General features: G+C 60.7%; 16 protein-coding genes. 4 read left to right on the top strand and 12 right to left on the bottom strand.

What is annotated here, in order from left to right; translation table 11 throughout:
* Positions 1 to 6: 6 nt before the first annotated feature.
* The 4 genes from QQL64_RS06680 to pdxR form a co-directional block, all read right to left on the bottom strand.
* Positions 7 to 768, bottom strand: a complete 762-nt coding sequence (locus tag QQL64_RS06680) for an ABC transporter permease (RefSeq protein WP_284397348.1) — start codon at positions 766 to 768, stop codon at positions 7 to 9.
* The gene (locus QQL64_RS06685; RefSeq protein WP_284397351.1) at positions 765 to 1,712 is read right to left on the bottom strand and encodes an ABC transporter ATP-binding protein; all 948 of its coding nucleotides are present in this window, start codon (positions 1,710 to 1,712) and stop codon (positions 765 to 767) included. The genes QQL64_RS06680 and QQL64_RS06685 overlap by 4 nt, the downstream gene beginning before the upstream one ends.
* 129 nt (positions 1,713 to 1,841) lie before the next feature.
* Entirely contained in the window at positions 1,842 to 3,764 is a 1,923-nt protein-coding gene (locus tag QQL64_RS06690) for a M61 family metallopeptidase (protein WP_404601030.1), read from the bottom strand.
* Between the two features lie 109 nt (positions 3,765 to 3,873).
* Positions 3,874 to 5,349: a MocR-like pyridoxine biosynthesis transcription factor PdxR gene (gene pdxR / locus QQL64_RS06695; RefSeq protein WP_284397358.1), complete on the bottom strand. Its 1,476-nt coding sequence runs from the start codon at positions 5,347 to 5,349 to the stop codon at positions 3,874 to 3,876.
* A gap of 113 nt (positions 5,350 to 5,462) precedes the next feature.
* Here pdxR and QQL64_RS06700 point away from each other — a divergent pair, with 113 nt between their 5' ends.
* The 4 genes from QQL64_RS06700 to QQL64_RS06715 are packed head-to-tail and all read left to right on the top strand — an operon-like array spanning position 5,463 to position 8,460.
* Positions 5,463 to 6,044 carry a DUF1579 family protein gene (locus QQL64_RS06700; protein ID WP_284397361.1) on the top strand — a complete coding sequence of 194 codons (582 nt, stop codon included), beginning with the start codon at positions 5,463 to 5,465 and terminating at the stop codon, positions 6,042 to 6,044.
* Positions 6,041 to 7,045: a transporter family protein gene (locus QQL64_RS06705; protein WP_284397364.1), complete on the top strand. Its 1,005-nt coding sequence runs from the start codon at positions 6,041 to 6,043 to the stop codon at positions 7,043 to 7,045. Before QQL64_RS06700 ends, QQL64_RS06705 begins: the two co-directional genes overlap by 4 nt.
* Before the next feature lie 21 nt (positions 7,046 to 7,066).
* Positions 7,067 to 7,663: a hypothetical protein gene (locus QQL64_RS06710; protein ID WP_284397367.1), complete on the top strand. Its 597-nt coding sequence runs from the start codon at positions 7,067 to 7,069 to the stop codon at positions 7,661 to 7,663.
* A gap of 26 nt (positions 7,664 to 7,689) precedes the next feature.
* Positions 7,690 to 8,460, top strand: a complete 771-nt coding sequence (locus tag QQL64_RS06715) for a class I SAM-dependent methyltransferase (RefSeq protein WP_284397370.1) — start codon at positions 7,690 to 7,692, stop codon at positions 8,458 to 8,460.
* 53 nt (positions 8,461 to 8,513) lie between these two features.
* On the opposite strand, the gene QQL64_RS06720 is transcribed toward QQL64_RS06715, so the two are convergent.
* The 8 genes from QQL64_RS06720 to QQL64_RS06755 all read right to left on the bottom strand — a co-directional run bounded on the left by QQL64_RS06720 (position 8,514) and on the right by QQL64_RS06755 (position 16,350).
* Positions 8,514 to 9,323: a ferritin-like domain-containing protein gene (locus QQL64_RS06720; RefSeq protein ID WP_284397374.1), complete on the bottom strand. Its 810-nt coding sequence runs from the start codon at positions 9,321 to 9,323 to the stop codon at positions 8,514 to 8,516.
* A gap of 67 nt (positions 9,324 to 9,390) precedes the next feature.
* Positions 9,391 to 10,866, bottom strand: a complete 1,476-nt coding sequence (purF, locus tag QQL64_RS06725; RefSeq protein ID WP_284397377.1) for an amidophosphoribosyltransferase — start codon at positions 10,864 to 10,866, stop codon at positions 9,391 to 9,393.
* Positions 10,867 to 10,879: 13 nt separating this feature from the next.
* On the bottom strand, positions 10,880 to 11,509 hold the full coding sequence (locus QQL64_RS06730; protein ID WP_284397379.1) for a CvpA family protein: 630 nt from the start codon (positions 11,507 to 11,509) through the stop codon (positions 10,880 to 10,882).
* A 27-nt stretch (positions 11,510 to 11,536) separates the two neighbouring features.
* Positions 11,537 to 12,502, bottom strand: a complete 966-nt coding sequence (locus QQL64_RS06735) for an SPOR domain-containing protein (protein ID WP_284397381.1) — start codon at positions 12,500 to 12,502, stop codon at positions 11,537 to 11,539.
* A gap of 85 nt (positions 12,503 to 12,587) precedes the next feature.
* Positions 12,588 to 13,859 carry a bifunctional tetrahydrofolate synthase/dihydrofolate synthase gene (folC, locus tag QQL64_RS06740; RefSeq protein WP_284397384.1) on the bottom strand — a complete coding sequence of 424 codons (1,272 nt, stop codon included), beginning with the start codon at positions 13,857 to 13,859 and terminating at the stop codon, positions 12,588 to 12,590.
* 60 nt (positions 13,860 to 13,919) lie between these two features.
* Complete coding sequence (locus QQL64_RS06745; protein ID WP_284397386.1) at positions 13,920 to 14,081, bottom strand: hypothetical protein; 162 nt, start codon at positions 14,079 to 14,081, stop codon at positions 13,920 to 13,922.
* Between the two features lie 101 nt (positions 14,082 to 14,182).
* The gene (locus tag QQL64_RS06750) at positions 14,183 to 14,932 is read right to left on the bottom strand and encodes a slipin family protein (protein ID WP_284397389.1); all 750 of its coding nucleotides are present in this window, start codon (positions 14,930 to 14,932) and stop codon (positions 14,183 to 14,185) included.
* On the bottom strand, positions 14,929 to 16,350 hold the full coding sequence (locus QQL64_RS06755; RefSeq protein WP_284397392.1) for an NfeD family protein: 1,422 nt from the start codon (positions 16,348 to 16,350) through the stop codon (positions 14,929 to 14,931). The genes QQL64_RS06750 and QQL64_RS06755 overlap by 4 nt, the downstream gene beginning before the upstream one ends.
* Positions 16,351 to 16,459: the final 109 nt, after the last annotated feature.

Genomic DNA, 16,459 nt, shown 5'->3' on the forward strand with positions numbered 1-16,459 from the left:
CGATCGCTACGCGCGTAACTTGTAACCGCTGCGGAAAATCCAGGCGACAGCCATCGCACACAACAGCAAAAATACCATCGTCATGCCCACACTTACGACAACGTTGACGTCGGACTGGCCATAGAAGCTCCAGCGAAATCCACTGATGAGGTAAACCACGGGGTTGAACAGCGCGGCCTTTTGCCAAAACGGCGGAAGCATGCCAATGGAGTAGAAAGCGCCACCGAGGAAGGTGAGCGGCGTGACGACCATGAGTGGAATCACCTGCAATTTCTGAAAGTCATCGGCCCACAGCCCGATGATGAAACCGAACAAACTGAATGTCACCGCAGTCAGCAACAGAAAGGCGATCATCCATATCGGGTGAATAATGTGGTAAGGCACGAAAAAGCGCGCGGTAAGCAAGATCAACGCGCCGAGCAGCACCGACTTGGTGGATGCCGCGCCGACATAACCGAGCACCGCCTCGAACGGTGAAACAGGTGCGGAAAGTAATTCGTAAATGGTGCCCGACCATTTGGGAAGGTAGATCCCGAACGATGCGTTGGAAATACTCTCGTTGAGAAGCGACAGCATAATCAGCCCAGGAATGATGAAGGCGCCATAGCTCGTTCCTCCAATGTCACCCATACGCGAACCGATGGCGGCGCCAAATACGACGAAGTACAGCGATGTCGATAGCACAGGCGACACGATGCTCTGCGTTAGCGTACGAAACGTACGCGCCATTTCGAAACGATAAATGGCGTGAATGGCAGGAATGTTCATGGCGTACCCCGCACCAGGTTTACAAAGATGTCCTCAAGCGAGCTTTCCAGCGTGTGGAGATCCTTGAAATCCACGCCGCGGTCTCCCAGCTTGCGCAACAACACGGCTATACCGGTGTCCTCGCTCTTGACGTCAAACGTATAAAGAAGCGTTGCTCCGTCGTCGGCGAGCTCCAGTGCGTATTCGCCGAGCCCCTCAGGTAGCGTCTGCATAGGCGCTTGCAAGCTGATCGCCAGCTGCTTTTTACCCAGTTTGCGCATCAACACGTCTTTTTCTTCGACGAGGATAAGCTCGCCACGCGTGATCACTCCAACGCGATCGGCCATTTCCTCGGCTTCGTCGATGTAATGCGTGGTGAGAATCACCGTCACGCCGGTGTCCCGCAAGGCACGCACCATGTTCCACATATCGTGCCGCAGTTCTACATCCACACCCGCAGTGGGCTCGTCCAGGAACAGGATGCTAGGCTCGTGTGCGAGCGCCTTGGCGATCAGCACGCGGCGTTTCATGCCTCCGGACAATGTCATGATCTTCGCGTCTTTTTTGTCCCAGAGCGACAAATCGCGAAGAACCTTTTCGATATGCTTATCGTTCCGCGAGCGTCCGAACAATCCCCGGCTGAACCGGACCGCCGCCCAGACCGTCTCAAAAGCATCGGTCGACAGCTCCTGGGGCACCAGACCGATCCTCATGCGCGTAGCGCGATAATCGCGCAACACATCGTGGCCATCCGCCGTTACCGTGCCATGGCTTGGTTTGACGATGCCGCAGATGATACTGATCAAAGTCGTCTTGCCCGCACCATTCGGGCCAAGTAGTGCAAAGATCTCGCCACGCCGGATATCGAGATCGACCGACTTCAGTGCCTGGAAGCCGCCTTTGTAGGTCTTGCTGACGCCGCGCACGGAAATCGCGTGCGGCGTCGAAGTGGCCTGTTCGCTCATAGCGTTCCTGGATTTCAATTCAATGTACTTCTTTGGAGTCAACGCTCGGAATCAGTGTTGCCTTCCTACTTCACCGAGGCCAAGGATTCAATAAGCGATTGTTCTTCTACCGTGCACCCGCCCCGACGTTTATTTGCGCGGAGCGATGATTTCGCTCAGGTAATCGGGCGTGCCTTCAACACGCACCAGGTGCGGGTATTGCAGGCCGCCGTGGTAGTCCACCGGTACCGTGCGGTAGCCGCCCTGGTATTTCAATAGCAGCTGGATCGGCGCGTTACTGTTCTTGGCCGCCGCGATCGCACTCTTCAATACATCGTTCGAATAGGTCTGCCCGTTCACCGCAACCAGGCTGGCCCCGGTACTGACGCCAGCCTTGAATGCCGGCCCGTCCCAGCGTACGTCGTTGACCTGCCCCGCATCGTTCATTGTCAGACCGATCGACCAGGCGAAGTTGTACAGATGGCGAGACGATTGCGGCCGGCTGTTGTACTGCTTCTCGTACGCGCTTTCCTGATCGGTGTAGACCAGCTTCCAGCCGGTCGCTGCGATACCGTTCTCCAGCGGCGGATCGAGCGTATCGACATGTGCGCGCAGGAAGCTCGCCCAGTCGTACTTGGCGACGCCGTTCAGGGCTGCCACTACGTCGTCAAAGGTGTAGGTCTTGGTGACGTAGCTGCCGTTGTCGACACCGAAGAAAGCGCGTGCAAAATCGTCCAGCGATTTTTGGTCATGCGTCAGGGTACGCAGCTTGGCGTCCATCTCCAGCCACATCATCTGGCCGCCGCTGTAGTAATCCTCGCTCATCTGCCAGCTGCGGTACGGCAGGCTGGAGCGGCGGGCAGCAGTCGCGTCGTTGGTGGTGTCTTCGAGCGTGCGCCACTGGAAGCCTTCACGATTGCGTTCGTAGTTGGCCGCCACCATGGCCAATGCGTCGCGGAACTGCTGCGGCGTCCACATGCCGGCGCGCGCCGTCAGCACGAAACCCCAGTATTGAGTCTGCCCCTCGTATACCCACAGCAGCGAGTCGCCCATCGGCACGTTGAAGTTGGGTGTCCACAGATCGGCCGGACGGCGGAACTTGCCGTTCCACGAATGCGTGTACTCGTGAGCCAGCAAGTCGCGGTCAGGCGCAGCGTCGTTCCAGGCGGTGAAGTAGTCGGCGCCCAAACCGTTCTCGCTGGACTGGTGGTGCTCCGTGCCGTTGCCACCCAGCACGTCCGACAGCGAGAACAGGAAGTCGTAATGGTCGTAGTGGTGCGAGCCGAACAATGTCACGGCCTGCGTCACCAGCGCGCGATGCACCTTGATCTGCTCGGGCGTCATTTCCAGGTACTTCGGCGCGTCGGCGACGATGTCCAGGTGCACCGACGTCTCGCCGCCTGGGTTGAGATCGACACGTTTGAAGTATTGACCCGCATAGATGGGCGAGTCGACCAAGTTGTTGAGCGTCACCGGCTTGAACGTGATGGTATCGCCCGATTGCGAGGCGGTCTCCAGCGCGGTGCCGAGCTGCCAGCCATGTGGCAGCGTCACGCTGGGCGCGAAGGTGATACCGCGCGAAAAATAGCCGGCCGGATACAACGCCACCTTGCTCCATTCCATGTCCATCATGCGGTCGGTGATCTCGAATCCCTCGCCGTCGGTGCGGCCCGACATGTACTGGAATGTCGCATCGACCGTGGATACGTCTGCAGGCACGTCGACATGGAACGCGTACACGTTGTACTTGTCGCGTTTCCACATGAGCGGCTTGCCGTTGGCGCTGAGCTTGAGGCCGGCGAGCATGGCGATCGGGCCCGTCGGCGAGTGATCGCCGGGAATCCACTGCGGGTACAGCAGCGTCAGCGCGCCCGACTTCACCGGAATCGTTTCATGGACGCGGAAAATGCCCTGCGCCGTGTCGTTCGCATCGACATGAAGCGCCACCGTACCAACGTACGGCGTGTCCTGTGGCGGCGGCACATCGTCGGTGTACGCTTGCTGTGCACCGACAGTACCAGCCGCGAGTGCCATCGCTACGGCTAAAGCGAGACGCGAAAACGTACGATGCATGGCAAGCGGCGAACCAGCGGTGGGGATAAGAGACATGGGGACTCCGGCAAGCAAGTGGATAATCCCGCAACTTAACACCACAGGTACCGGGTAAGGCTAGAGGCAGCTCTTAAATGCACGCCGCGAGTCTGCGTACGCCCTCACGAAGCTCGTGCACATTCGCACCCGCGTAGCCAAGGATTACCCCACCCCGATGGGGCGGAGTTGCATAGCAAATGGACAAAGGTCGCGCTGATACACCTTTCTGAGCGGCCTTGATTGACACGGCCACGTCGTCAACGCCCGCTGGGAGCAACGCCACCAACTGCATGCCAGCTTCGGTGCCGATCACTTCAAGCCGGTCTCCCAGGTACTTTTGGATGGCTTCAAGCAATGCTGTCCGCCGCTCCAGGTACAACGCTCGCATTCGACGGATGTGACGCGCGAAGTGCCCCTCGCGAATGAAGTCGGTCAGCACGACTTGATACAGCATGGACGAAAACGTGTCGAAAGCATCGCGAACTGTAGCGAACGCGGGCACCAGATCTTTGGGAACTACCACATAGCCCACTCGCAATGCGGGAAACATCACCTTGCTGAAGGTTCCTACGTAGATGACCCTATCGTCGGTATCCATACCTTGTAGCGAAGCCAGCGGGCGACCGCCGAATCGGTACTCGCTGTCGTAGTCGTCTTCGATGATCCAGGCGCCGGTGTGTACGGCCCAATTCAGCAGTTGCATGCGTCGCGTTGCGCTCATGGTGGTGCCGAGCGGGAATTGGTGTGATGGGCTGATATATGCTGCCCGCGCACCGCTCGCCCGGAGGATGCCCTGCTCCACGTCAAGGCCTTCTTCGTCCACCGGAACCGCGACGACTTCTGCGCCGATCGTCTTCAATACCTGCCGCGCACCGGGATAGCCGGGGTCTTCCATCCACACGCGATCCCCCGCATCCAACAAAGCGTGCGCGCAGATTTGCAGGCCTTGTTGCGATCCCGTGGTGATAAGAATCTGCGACGCGTCGCAGCGCACAGCACGAACGGTGCCTAAGTATTCGGCGATGGCTTCCCGCAGCGGCAGATAGCCCATGGCACTGCCGTACACCATGTGATCGATCGGCGGCTTGCGCGAATGACGGTTGACGAGCTTTGACCAGGTGGTGATCGGGAAGTGATCGATGGCCGGCAGACCCACGCGAAATGCACCTTGATTGTTAGCCCAGGTCTGCGCTGGTGTGCGCAATCCCTCCACACGCTGGGCGATGCGGCGTGGCGCGCTCTCCTGTGATGGTGACGCATGCCGCTCGGTGATGCCGGTCGACTTCAATACGTCGCCCGGGATCGATCGCGCGACACAGGTGCCGGCACCCACAAAGGTTTCCAGATAGCCTTCGGCAAACAGCTGCTCGTATGCACTGAGCACCGGCACACGGGAGATCTTCAGTTCTATCGCAAGACTTCGGGTCGATGGCACACGCTGTCCGGGACGCAGTTGCCCGTCGATGATCGCGTGCCGAAACCATTCGGATAACTGGTCGTACATCGGTGTGTCGCTTGCGGCATCGAGTGCGACCGGCGGCAGAAAACCAGCAGGGATACGTTTCATACCGGGTGGCCTGAAGTGGTTATATCCAATCATACATAAGTGGTTATTTCAGTGAACCACTAACTGACTTAATTTCTGCCCCAAGCGACCCGTCGGTCGCGGGAGATTGAGCCATGACAACGTTCAAAAACGCCTTGTTTTACTGTGCTTTCTTTGCCACGGGGCTGATGGGCTGCCCCGCCCTGACCCTCGCCCAGACGGCCACGAGCGCGCCCTCGACATACCGGGATGGTGCGCACGACTTCGACTTCAACATCGGCACCTGGAGGACGCACATCAGAACCCTCCAGCACCCGCCTACCGGCTCCGCCACCTGGGAAGAGATGACCGGCACAGTCACGGTCCGAAAGATCTGGGGCGGCAAGGCTTCAATGGAAGAAATCGAAGCCGACGGCAAGAGCGGCCACTTCGAAGGCATGACGCTGTTTCTCTACAACCCGCAGTCGCATCAGTGGACTCAGTCCTACGCCGGCAGCGACAGCGGCACCATCGAGGAATCCTCAGTCGGTGAATTCAAGGATGGACGCGGCGAACTGATCTCGCAGGAGCCGTATAACGGTCGAACCGTGCTTGTGCGTAGCGTGTGGTCGGACATCCAGCCAAACTCGCATCGCTTCGAGCAATCGTTCTCCGAAGACCACGGCAAAACGTGGCAGCCGAACTTCGTGGCCAATCTGACACGGATCAGCCAATGAACAAGGGGCGGCATGCATGGATAAGTCTTGTGCTCGGTGCATGGTGTTGCGGCGCATGGTCTCCGCACGCTATCGCACAAACAGCGACATCATCGACAGATCCATCCACGCCGCCTTCCGTCACCAATCAATCGATGAGCGATGCATGGTGGACCGGCCCGATGCTGGCCAATTCCGCCGCAACGCTGCCGCCCGGCCACTTCCTGTTCGAGCCGTATCTCTACGACATTCGCTCGCCGGGCGCGGACAGTTTCGGATCGCGCACGTACATTCTTTACGGATTGGTCAATCGACTTTCGATCGGCGTGATTCCGGTATTCGGATACAACCACGTCAACAATGGCCGCAGCAGCTCAAGTATTGGTTTTGGCGACTTCACGCTACAGGCGCAGTATCGGTTGACGGAATTTCATCCAGGCAGCTGGATTCCAACCACGGCCATCCAGTTGCAGGAGACGCTTCCGACCGGCCGTTACGATCAGTTAGGTGATCGTCCCAGCGATGGCCTGGGTGCCGGTGCGTACTCCACCACAATCGCGTTGAATACGCAGACGTATTTCTGGCTGGCGAATGGTCGCATTCTGCGTACACGTTTCGACCTATCCGGATCGTTCTCACGCGCGGCCAATGTCGAAGGCGTGAGTGTTTACGGCACCAACGCGGGATTTCGCGGCACGGTCAAGCCGGGCACCTCTTTCTATGCAGATTTGGCATTCGAATACAGCATGACGCAACGCTGGGTGCTGGCGTTGGATATGACCTATAGCTACAACAGCAATACGCGCGTCAACGGCGTGAATGTGCAGGAAATAAATGGTCTCCCCTACGCACAAAACGTGACGCTCAACTCAGGGCCCAGCGAAGCGTACGGCGTCGCTCCCGCCATCGAATACAACTGGACGTCCAACATCGGCGTGCTGCTGGGCACGCGTATCATCTTCGGCGGTCACAACACCGTTGGAACGGTGACGCCCGCTATCGCACTCAACGTCGTTTACTGAGCGTGCAAAACGGAGTCATTCATGAAAGCGTCGCAACAGTTGCGGGCCGCGGTCTTTACCTTTGTTTTGGTCGCGTGCATGGCACCGCTCAAGGGTTACACCCAACTGGCCTCGCCCGCGCCGGCAGCGCACGACGGGCAGCATGATTTCGATTTCAATATCGGCGCCTGGAAAACGCACATCTCGCGCTTGATGAACCCGCTATCGGGTTCGAAAACCTGGGTGCAATACGATGGCACCCATGTCGTGCGCAAAGCATGGGATGGCCGCGCCAACATCGGGGTATTGGAAATCGATGGCCCCAGCGGTCATATCGAGGCGCTGTCGTTGCGACTCTACAACCCGACAACGCACCAGTGGAGTCTCAACTTTGCGCGTAGCACCGGCGGAACCCTTGGCGTGCCGATGTATGGCGAGTTCAAGAACGGGCGCGGCGAATTTATCGACCAGGAGACATACAACGGCCGCACGATTCTGGTAAAAAACGTCTGGTCGGACATCACGCCGAACTCTTGCCGTTCTGAGTGGTCGTTTTCTGATGATGGCGGCAAAACCTGGGAAGTGAACTGGATTGCCGTCGATACGCGCATCCCCGATGACGTCGACAAGACACTCTGAAGCCACCTGCTACACGGAGACCCATCATGAAACTCCACGGTTTGTTCGCGGCTGCCGCCACGCTTGTCATATTTGCAGCTTTACCGGCAAAGCCGGTGCAAGCCGTTCCTTCATTTGTGGCGCTGGCGGTGGCGAACCCGGCACGGCCGGCGGAAGACCGGGCGCAAGATGTAAACCGCAAGCCCATTCAAGTACTGGGCTATATAAACATCGGGGCTGGCGACAAGGTCGTGGACCTGATGCCGGGCAACGGTTATTACACGCGTCTCTTCAGCAAGTTGGTCGGTCCGCACGGCACGGTGTATGCACTTCAGCCGACGGAAATGGATAAGGTCGCGCCGCAACGCCTGAAGAGCCTGCGCAGCCTTACAAGCGCGGCCGCCTTTCCGAACGTGACCGTGCTGCCGCTGCAACCGATAGCGGCGCTTTCGTTACCGCAGGGCTTGGATATGGTGTGGACATCGCAGAACTACCACGATCTGCACGACCCGTTCATGGGATCGCCCGACGTGGCGCGCATCAACAAGGCGATTTACGACGCCTTGAAACCGGGCGGCCTCTATATCGTGCTGGATCACGCTGCAGCAGCGGGCACCGGTGTTTCCAAAACCAACGATCTGCACCGGATCGATCCTGCTGCTGTGAAAGCGGAAGTGACCGCGGCCGGGTTTCAGTTTGTCAGCGAGAGCGATGTTTTGCGCAATCCCGCGGACGATCACACGCTCGCTATTTTCAATCCAGCGATCAAAGGCAAGACGGATAAATTCATCTACACGTTCCGTAAGCCTGTGCAATAAAGCCTATCTCCCTGCGGGCACGTGGGTAGGCGCCATAGACGGCGCCGGCTTTATCAACTTGCAAGCGCCAACGCGGTCAGCTGATCCAGCTCGTCTTCGTCGAATCCTGCCAGCAGCCGCGCTTGCCGGTTAAACGGCCCGCGCAAGTTGCGCCCCATGTAATCGCGAAGCAGATCAAGAAACGTTTCGCGTGGTGCTAATCCATCACGCTCACAACACCATCGAAACCAACGCGTGCCGGCGGCTACATGGGCAACTTCTTCGCGCAAGATCACTTCCAATATCGCGATGGTGCGCTCGTCGCCGACGGCGCGCAGACGTTCGATCATGCCGGGAGTCACATCCAGCCCGCGCGCTTCCAGCACTCGCGGAACAAGCGCCATGCGCGCCGTATCGTGATGGGCGGTTCTCTCAGCCATTTCCCATAAGCCGTTGTGTGCATCGAAGTCGCCATAGCGATGACCGAATTCGCCCAGTCGCTCGGAAAGCATGGCGAAGTGACGCGCTTCGTCGTTGGCGCAGCTAGCCCAATCGCTGTAATACGTATCAGGCATGCCGCGAAAGCGGTAGACGGCATCCCATGCAAGATTGATGGCGTTGAATTCGATATGTGCAACGGCATGCACTAACGCGGCGCGGCCCTCGGGCGTACCTAGACCGCGATGCGGAACCTGGCGTTGCGGAACAAGTTGCGGGCGTTCGGGGCGACCTGGTGAGCAGATAGGCTCCGGTGCCGGTGACGCCGAATCTGGGTGAAGCTCAGCGGATTGCAGCGCGGCCCATGCTGCATGCGTGAGGCGTAGTTTCTCGACAGGATCGTGTGCGTCGAGGCAGCGTTTCGCGGCGGCGTGGAGGTCGGTCATATGGGTTTTTGTCGCCAGTGCCGCCCCTCACCCTACCCTCTCCCCGGCGGGGAGAGGGAAAAGCGTGTCATGCGCTGCGGCGTGCGGCCTTCGCGTCATCCGAGCGCAGCATTTCGATCTGCTGCAGATACTGCTGATCGAGACCGGTGATGTACTCGCCGGAGAAGCACGAGGTATCGAAGTGCTTCAATTCCTCGTTGCCATCCTGCACGGCCCAGATCAGATCCTGCAGATCCTGGTAGATCAACCAGTCGGCGCCGAGCATCTTCTCCACTTCCTTGACGGTATGGCCGGCGGCCACCAGCTCGGAGGCGGCGGGCATGTCGATGCCGTACACGTTCGGATAACGCACCGGCGGTGCGGCCGACGCGAAATACACGTTTTTAGCGCCGGCATCGCGTGCCATCTGGATGATCTGGCGCGAGGTGGTGCCACGCACGATGGAGTCGTCTACCAACAGCACGTTCTTCTTGCGGAACTCCAGCTCGACCGGATTGAGCTTGCGACGCACCGATTTCACGCGCTCGCCCTGCCCCGGCATGATGAAGGTACGGCCGATGTAGCGGTTCTTGACGAAGCCTTCACGGAACGGCACGCCCAGCACTTCGGCCAGCGCGCTGGCGGCGGTGCGTGCGGTGTCGGGAATCGGGATGACCGCATCGATGCCGTGGTCGGGCCGCTCGCGCAGAATTTTCTCGGCCAGTTTCTGGCCCATGCGCAGACGCGCCTTGTACACCGACACGTTCTCGATCATCGAATCGGGGCGTGCCAGGTACACGTATTCGAAGATGCACGGCGCGTGTACCGCGCTATCGGCGCACATGCGGGTATGCAGCTGGCCGTCGTCGGTGATGAACACGGCTTCGCCCGGCGCCACGTCACGCAGGCGCTTGAAACCAAGGATATCCAGCGCCACGGATTCGGATGTAACGGCGTATTCGCGACCTTCCGCCGTGACGCGCTCACCCAGCACCAACGGGCGGATGCCGTTCGGATCGCGGAAGGCCAGCAAGCCGTAGCCCAGTAGCAGCGCCACACAGGCGTAGCCGCCGCGCGCGCGCGCATGCACGCCGGCCACAGCCTTGAAGATATGGTCCGGCGTCAACGCCATGCGGTCCTGGATCTGCAACTCGTGCGCGAGCACGTTGAGCAGCACTTCGGAATCCGAATCGGTGTTGATGTGCCGGCGGTCGTCCTCGAACATCTCGCGCCGCAGCGTTTCGGTGTTCACCAGGTTGCCATTGTGTGCGAAGGCGATGCCGTAGGGCGAGTTCACATAGAACGGTTGCGATTCTGACGACCCTTCCGAGCCTGCCGTGGGGTAACGGCAATGGCCCAGACCGATGCGTCCGCGCAAGCGGCTCATTGCCGCCTGGGTGAACACGTCGCGCACCAATCCGTTGTCCTTGTGCAGTCGCAGTCGCGCGCCGTCCACGGTCGCGATACCGGCCGCGTCCTGCCCGCGATGCTGCAGGACGGTGAGGCCGTCATAAAGCGCCGATGCCACTTCAGTGGTACCGACGATGCCGATGATTCCGCACATGGTGCTTTACCTGTTAACTGTGATGCGTTGCGTCGGCCGCGCTCGAAGCAGCAGCCGGGGAAGTGGTGCCGTGCGCCGGCAAGCTGCCCGGCCACATGTTCTGCAAGTGCTGATTTTGCAGGTGCTGTAGGTTCGGCAGATGCACCGGCAGGTTCTCCGGATGCAGGTGCTCGCGCACGTTCGGCGGCATTTCGTTTTCCAGCCACGCCGCCATACTTTTGAACTGCGGCAGCAAGGTCGACTGCTGCCACATCGACTCACGCGCGAAGGATGTCAGGCCGACCAGAAACACCACCAGGGTCACCAGCAACACGCCGCGCGCGAAACCGAAAATCATGCCTAGCAAGCGATCCGTGCCACCCAGTCCGGTTCCATCCACCAATTTCTGAACCATGAACCGTATCAGCGCACCGCCTATGAGGACGGCGATAAAACAGAGGCCATAGCCGACCAGCAATCGCAGTAGCGGCGTTTCGATCGTCCGATCGAAATGCGCCGAAACCGCCGGGCCGTAAGTCCATGCCACCCAGAACGCCGCCACCCAAGTGGCCAGCGCCAGTACCTCGGATATGAGGCCGCGCCAGAGTCCTACAAGGACCGACAGCGCCAACACCGCGATGATGATGAGGTCGACCGCGTTCATCGTTTGGCTTCCGGTCCGTGTATTCGGTTAATTGGCGCTAACAACGTTGCCGTCGAGCCCGAGCTTGGCCTTGATCTGGTCGCGCAGGCTCACCGCATCGCTGCGCTGGGTCTGCGGACCGGCACGTACGCGCCACAGCTGCTTGCCTCCGGCGTTCACCGAATCCACGAAACCGTCGAAACCGTTGGCGCGCAGCTTGTCGCGCAACGCTACGGCATCGGCTTGGCTGCCCATGGCGGCCACTTGCACGGCCCAGGCACCTGCCCGTACGGGACCGGCTGCCACGGGTGCAGGCAGGTCGCCTTGCAGCGTGGTGGCGCCACTCTCAAGCCGGGCCGGGGCACCGGGTATCGACTGGCTGATCCTCAGCCGTGCCGCTTCAGCTGCTGCACGCGTTTCGAACGGTCCCGCGCTGACCAGGGTCAGCGTCTTGCCGGCGCGCTGGATGGGCTCGCTACGTACCGGATAGCCCAATGCACGCACACGCTGCATCAGGCGATTGGCGCCTTCCGGGGCATACGCACTGAGGTTGATGGCATAGATGCCGCGCGCTGCGGTCGCTGGCGGCAGCGCCGGCGTGGGCACTGCTGCCGGAGGCGGCGGCGCGATGACCGGGCGGCTAGTGGCAGCCACGGTTTTCGGCGGCGTGGTGGGAATGGCGGGTTGCTGAGGTTGCTGCTGCACCGGGGTCGGAATCGCCGGCGTCGCCGCAGTCGTCGAAGGCTGCGGACGACTATCGCCGATATTTACCGTAGCCATGCCGTTCGCGTTCGGGGCCACCGACGTGGCCGGCGCCACGCTGGCGCCCGTTGCCGGGCCCTGGGCGGACAAGCTCATGGTCTTGGTTTGCAGATCGCGGTCGGGCGCCGGGGGAATGGCCAGGCTGACCGATTGATCGGTGCCCGTCGAAGGCGGCTTGCCCGAGAAGAACATCGGCACGAATAGGATTGCCAGAGCAACGAGGACGGCAGCTCCCAACAGGCGTGTGTTCAAGATGGACTCCAGACAACCAACTTGTGCATGACGCGGCGATTATACCTGTCCCTGCCACCCTACATGACAGAACGGTGCAGACGATTCAGCCAGCCGCTTCCGCAAGTACCGCAGAAGCGACGAAAAACGACCCGAACGCCAGGATACGTTCACCATGCCGGGCCGACGCGCGCGCCGCGGCCAACGCGTGCTTCACATCGACATGGGTGTCAAAGCCCGCACGCGGTAGAACTTGATGCAGCACGCCCGCCAATACCGCCGCCGGCAAGCCGCGCGGCGTGTCCTGATCCAGACTGGCCAGATGCCAATGAGCGATGCGCGGCCCCAACGCCGTCATCACGCCACCGACATCTTTATCGGAAAGCGCGCCGTACACCGCATGGACACGTCCGCCTGGTTCGGCATCCAGCCAATCGGCCAGCGCCCTTGCCGCTTGCGGGTTGTGTCCCACATCGACAATCAAAGCCGGGTCGCCGCCCAGCGACTGCAAACGCGCAGGCACACTTGCCAGGTGCATGCTTGCGGCGGCGACGCGTCCCAATTCGAACGCGTCGATCACCTGCAGCGCATGAACTGCAGCGATCGCCGCCGATGCGTTGGCATATTGCACCGGCGCCGCAAGTTCGGGATCGGGCAAGGCCAGCGCGGTGCCGTCGCGATGCCGCCAGCGCCAGCCATGCGCCGCACGTTCGACATGGAAATCGTTTCCGGCTCGCTCGATATGAGCACCGCACAAAGCCAACGCGTCCAGCAATCCGTGGGGCGGATCGAGTTCGCCCACAATCGCTGGCCGATTGCTGCGCGCAATGCCGGCCTTTTCGCGGCCGATGCTGTCGCGATCCGGCCCCAGCCATTCGACATGATCCAGATCCACGGTGGTAATCACCACCGCGTCGGCATCGATCAGGTTGACCGCATCGAGGCGGCCGCCAAGCCCAACCTCCAGCACAGCTACATCGAGATCGGCGCGCGCAAACAGATCGAACGCCGCCAGCGTGCCGAATTCGAAATAGGTCAACGACGTCTCGCCGCGGGCGAGCTCGATCCGCTTGAAGCTGTCAATCAAGGCTTCATCACCGGCATCGACGCCGGCGATGCGGATACGCTCGTTGTAATGCATCAGATGCGGCGAGGTGTAGCAACCCACCCGCTGCCCCGCTGCTGTCAGCATGGCCTCAAGGAAAGCGACCGTGGAACCCTTGCCGTTGGTACCTCCCACGGTCACCACACGACGCGCCAGCGTCGGCGAGCCCATGCGTTGCCAGACGGCACGCACCCGATCCAGCCCAAGATCGACACCCAGCGCGTGGATGTGCTGCTGATAATCCAGCCACTCGGCGAGGGTTATTGGCTTCACGCGGGACTCCGGCTACAGGCCCGCGCAACATAAGGGCAGCAACGCCCTTGCACAACCCTTTTAGAAAAGATGCATCCCGCTCGCGTGCACCGCCCAGTACATCGCGAACACCGTCCAGAACGTGCGCTTGATTACCTTGCCCGCCAGGAAAGCAGCCAGCAGGCCGATGAGTAAAGGCATGTATTTTTCGAGTGAACTACGTGTGTCGTTGACGACGTTCATGGCTGGTCCTCCCGCACCCCTGTGGTGCGGGAGGAATCATCCATCCATGGCGATCGCCGCGGCAGACGCGAGCGTCACCTGTCGCATCTGACAGGCGTCACCTACGAGTTTCTGTCCAGCAGCGGCTTAATCAGATCCAACGGCAGTGGAAACACGATGGTGCTGGACTGACCGCTGCTGGACATGCTGGCCAAGGTCTGCAGATAACGCAGCTGCAAGGCCTGCGGTTGCTGCGCCAGCATCGCGGCGGCATCGCGCAGTTTCTCCGACGCCTGTAGCTCGCCGTCCGCATGAATGACTTTTGCGCGACGCTCGCGCTCCGCCTCGGCCTGACGCGCAATGGCGCGCACCATCGTTTCGTTGAGGTCGACATCCTTGATCTCGACGTTGGTGATCTTGATGCCCCAGGGATCGGTCGCTTCGTCCAAAACCTGCTGCAGACTGTGATTGATCGACTCTCGCTGCGACAGGATCTCATCCAGCTCGTGCTGACCGAGCACCGAGCGCAAGCGGGTTTGCGACAACTGACTGGTGGCCTGGAAGAAGTCCGCCACTTGCAGCACCGACTTGTCCGGCTCCATCACGCGGAAATACACCACCGCGTTCACGCGTACGGACACGTTGTCGCGGGAAATCACATCCTGCGGCGGAACATCCATCACCGTTACGCGCAGATCCACCCGCGTCATCCGCTGCACGACCGGCACCAGGATCACCAGGCCCGGTCCCTTGGTGCCGGTATAGCGACCCAGCGTCAGCACGACGCCGCGCTGGTATTCCGGCAGTACTTTGATCGACAAGAACAACAGCGCAATCACGACAAGCACGATAACGCCCGTAAAACCGATCATGAGGATTCTCCTTCGCCTGCCTGCGCAGCGGTCACCCGCAGCAACAGCCCCTGTCGACTCACCACGCGCACAGGCGTACCGGCGGGAAGCGCCGCCTCGCTTCGCACGCGCCAGCGTTCGCCGCCGATGCGCGCCCAACTTTCGCCGCCGGCCGTCACCGCCTGCAGCAATTCACCCTTGGTAGTCAGCATGTGCTCGTCGCCGTTGAAGGCGCGCGCGCGTCTTGCCCGCATCACCAACCGTAGCAACAACCCGAGCAACACCAGCCCGCTGAATGCAATGCCGGCAATCACGCCCAGGTTCACCGTGTAACCGGGCACGTCGGTACGAAACAACATGATCGAACCCAGCACGAAGGCAATCACACCGCCCACGCCAAGCACACCGGCCATAGGCACGAACGTCTCTGCCAGCAGCAGCGCAACGCCCAACGCCATCAGAATCAACCCGGCATAGCTCACCGGCAGCAACTGCAGCGCGTAAAGACCGATCAACAGGCAGATTCCGCCGACTACGCCAGGGAAGAACGTGCCGGGATGAAACGCCTCGAGAATCAGCCCGTAGATACCTGCCAGCAACAGCACATAAGCAATCGTCGGATTGGTAATGATGCCGAGAAAACGCGCGCGCCAGTTCGGCGGATAGTCGCGCACCGACAGATTGCGCAAGGTCAGCGTGACGGTTTGCTCGCCCATTCGCACTGCACGGCCATCGGCCTGGTCCAGCAGCGATGCGGTATCCGGTGCGACGAAATCGATCACATGCTGGGTTGCGGCCTCGCTGGCGGTCAACGTTGCCGCACCGCGTACGGCTTGTTCCGCCCATGCCGCATTGCGCCCATGCATCTGCGCCAGCGAGCGAATGGTGGCAATCGCATCGTTGAGCACTTTGTTTGACTCGGCATCTTCAGGCGAGCCTGCGCCGGGCGCAGTCTTGTTCGTCGAACGACTCGAGGTCGGCAGTCCGTTGCCTAACGGCGATGGCATCGGCGTGCCCCCGCCAAGGTCGACCGGCGTCGCCGCACCCAGATGCGTGGCCGGTGCCATCGCAGCAATCGGACAGGCGTAAAGAATATACGTGCCCGCCGACGCAGCGCGCGCCCCGGCCGGTGCGACATAGCCCAGCACCGGCACTTTTGCAGCAAGAATGTGGGCGATGATGTCGCGCATCGATTCGATCAGACCACCCGGCGTATCCAGTTGCAGCACGATCGCCTTGGCACCATCGTCGGTAGCTCGCTGGATCGCACCGTCGACATACTCCGCCGCCGCGGGACCGATCGGACCGGTCAGCTCGATGCGCGCCACAAATGCAGGGTCCGACGGCGTGACAGGCGCTTCGGCAGTCGAACGCGCCCACACCAGCGCCAATGCCGCACATAGGGCAGCGCTCAACACGATCCGTCCTCTTCGTGACATGGCACTGGCCTCCCGGCCGACATGATCACCACGCAGCCGCTTCGTGCGACGGCTGCAAACGGAATATTACGCCTCTGCTCGTGTCATGGTGCTCAATATCTTGTTCAAC

Origin of the sequence: Dyella lipolytica (assembly GCF_030160075.1) — a bacterium.
Lineage (GTDB): Bacteria > Pseudomonadota > Gammaproteobacteria > Xanthomonadales > Rhodanobacteraceae > Dyella_B > Dyella_B lipolytica.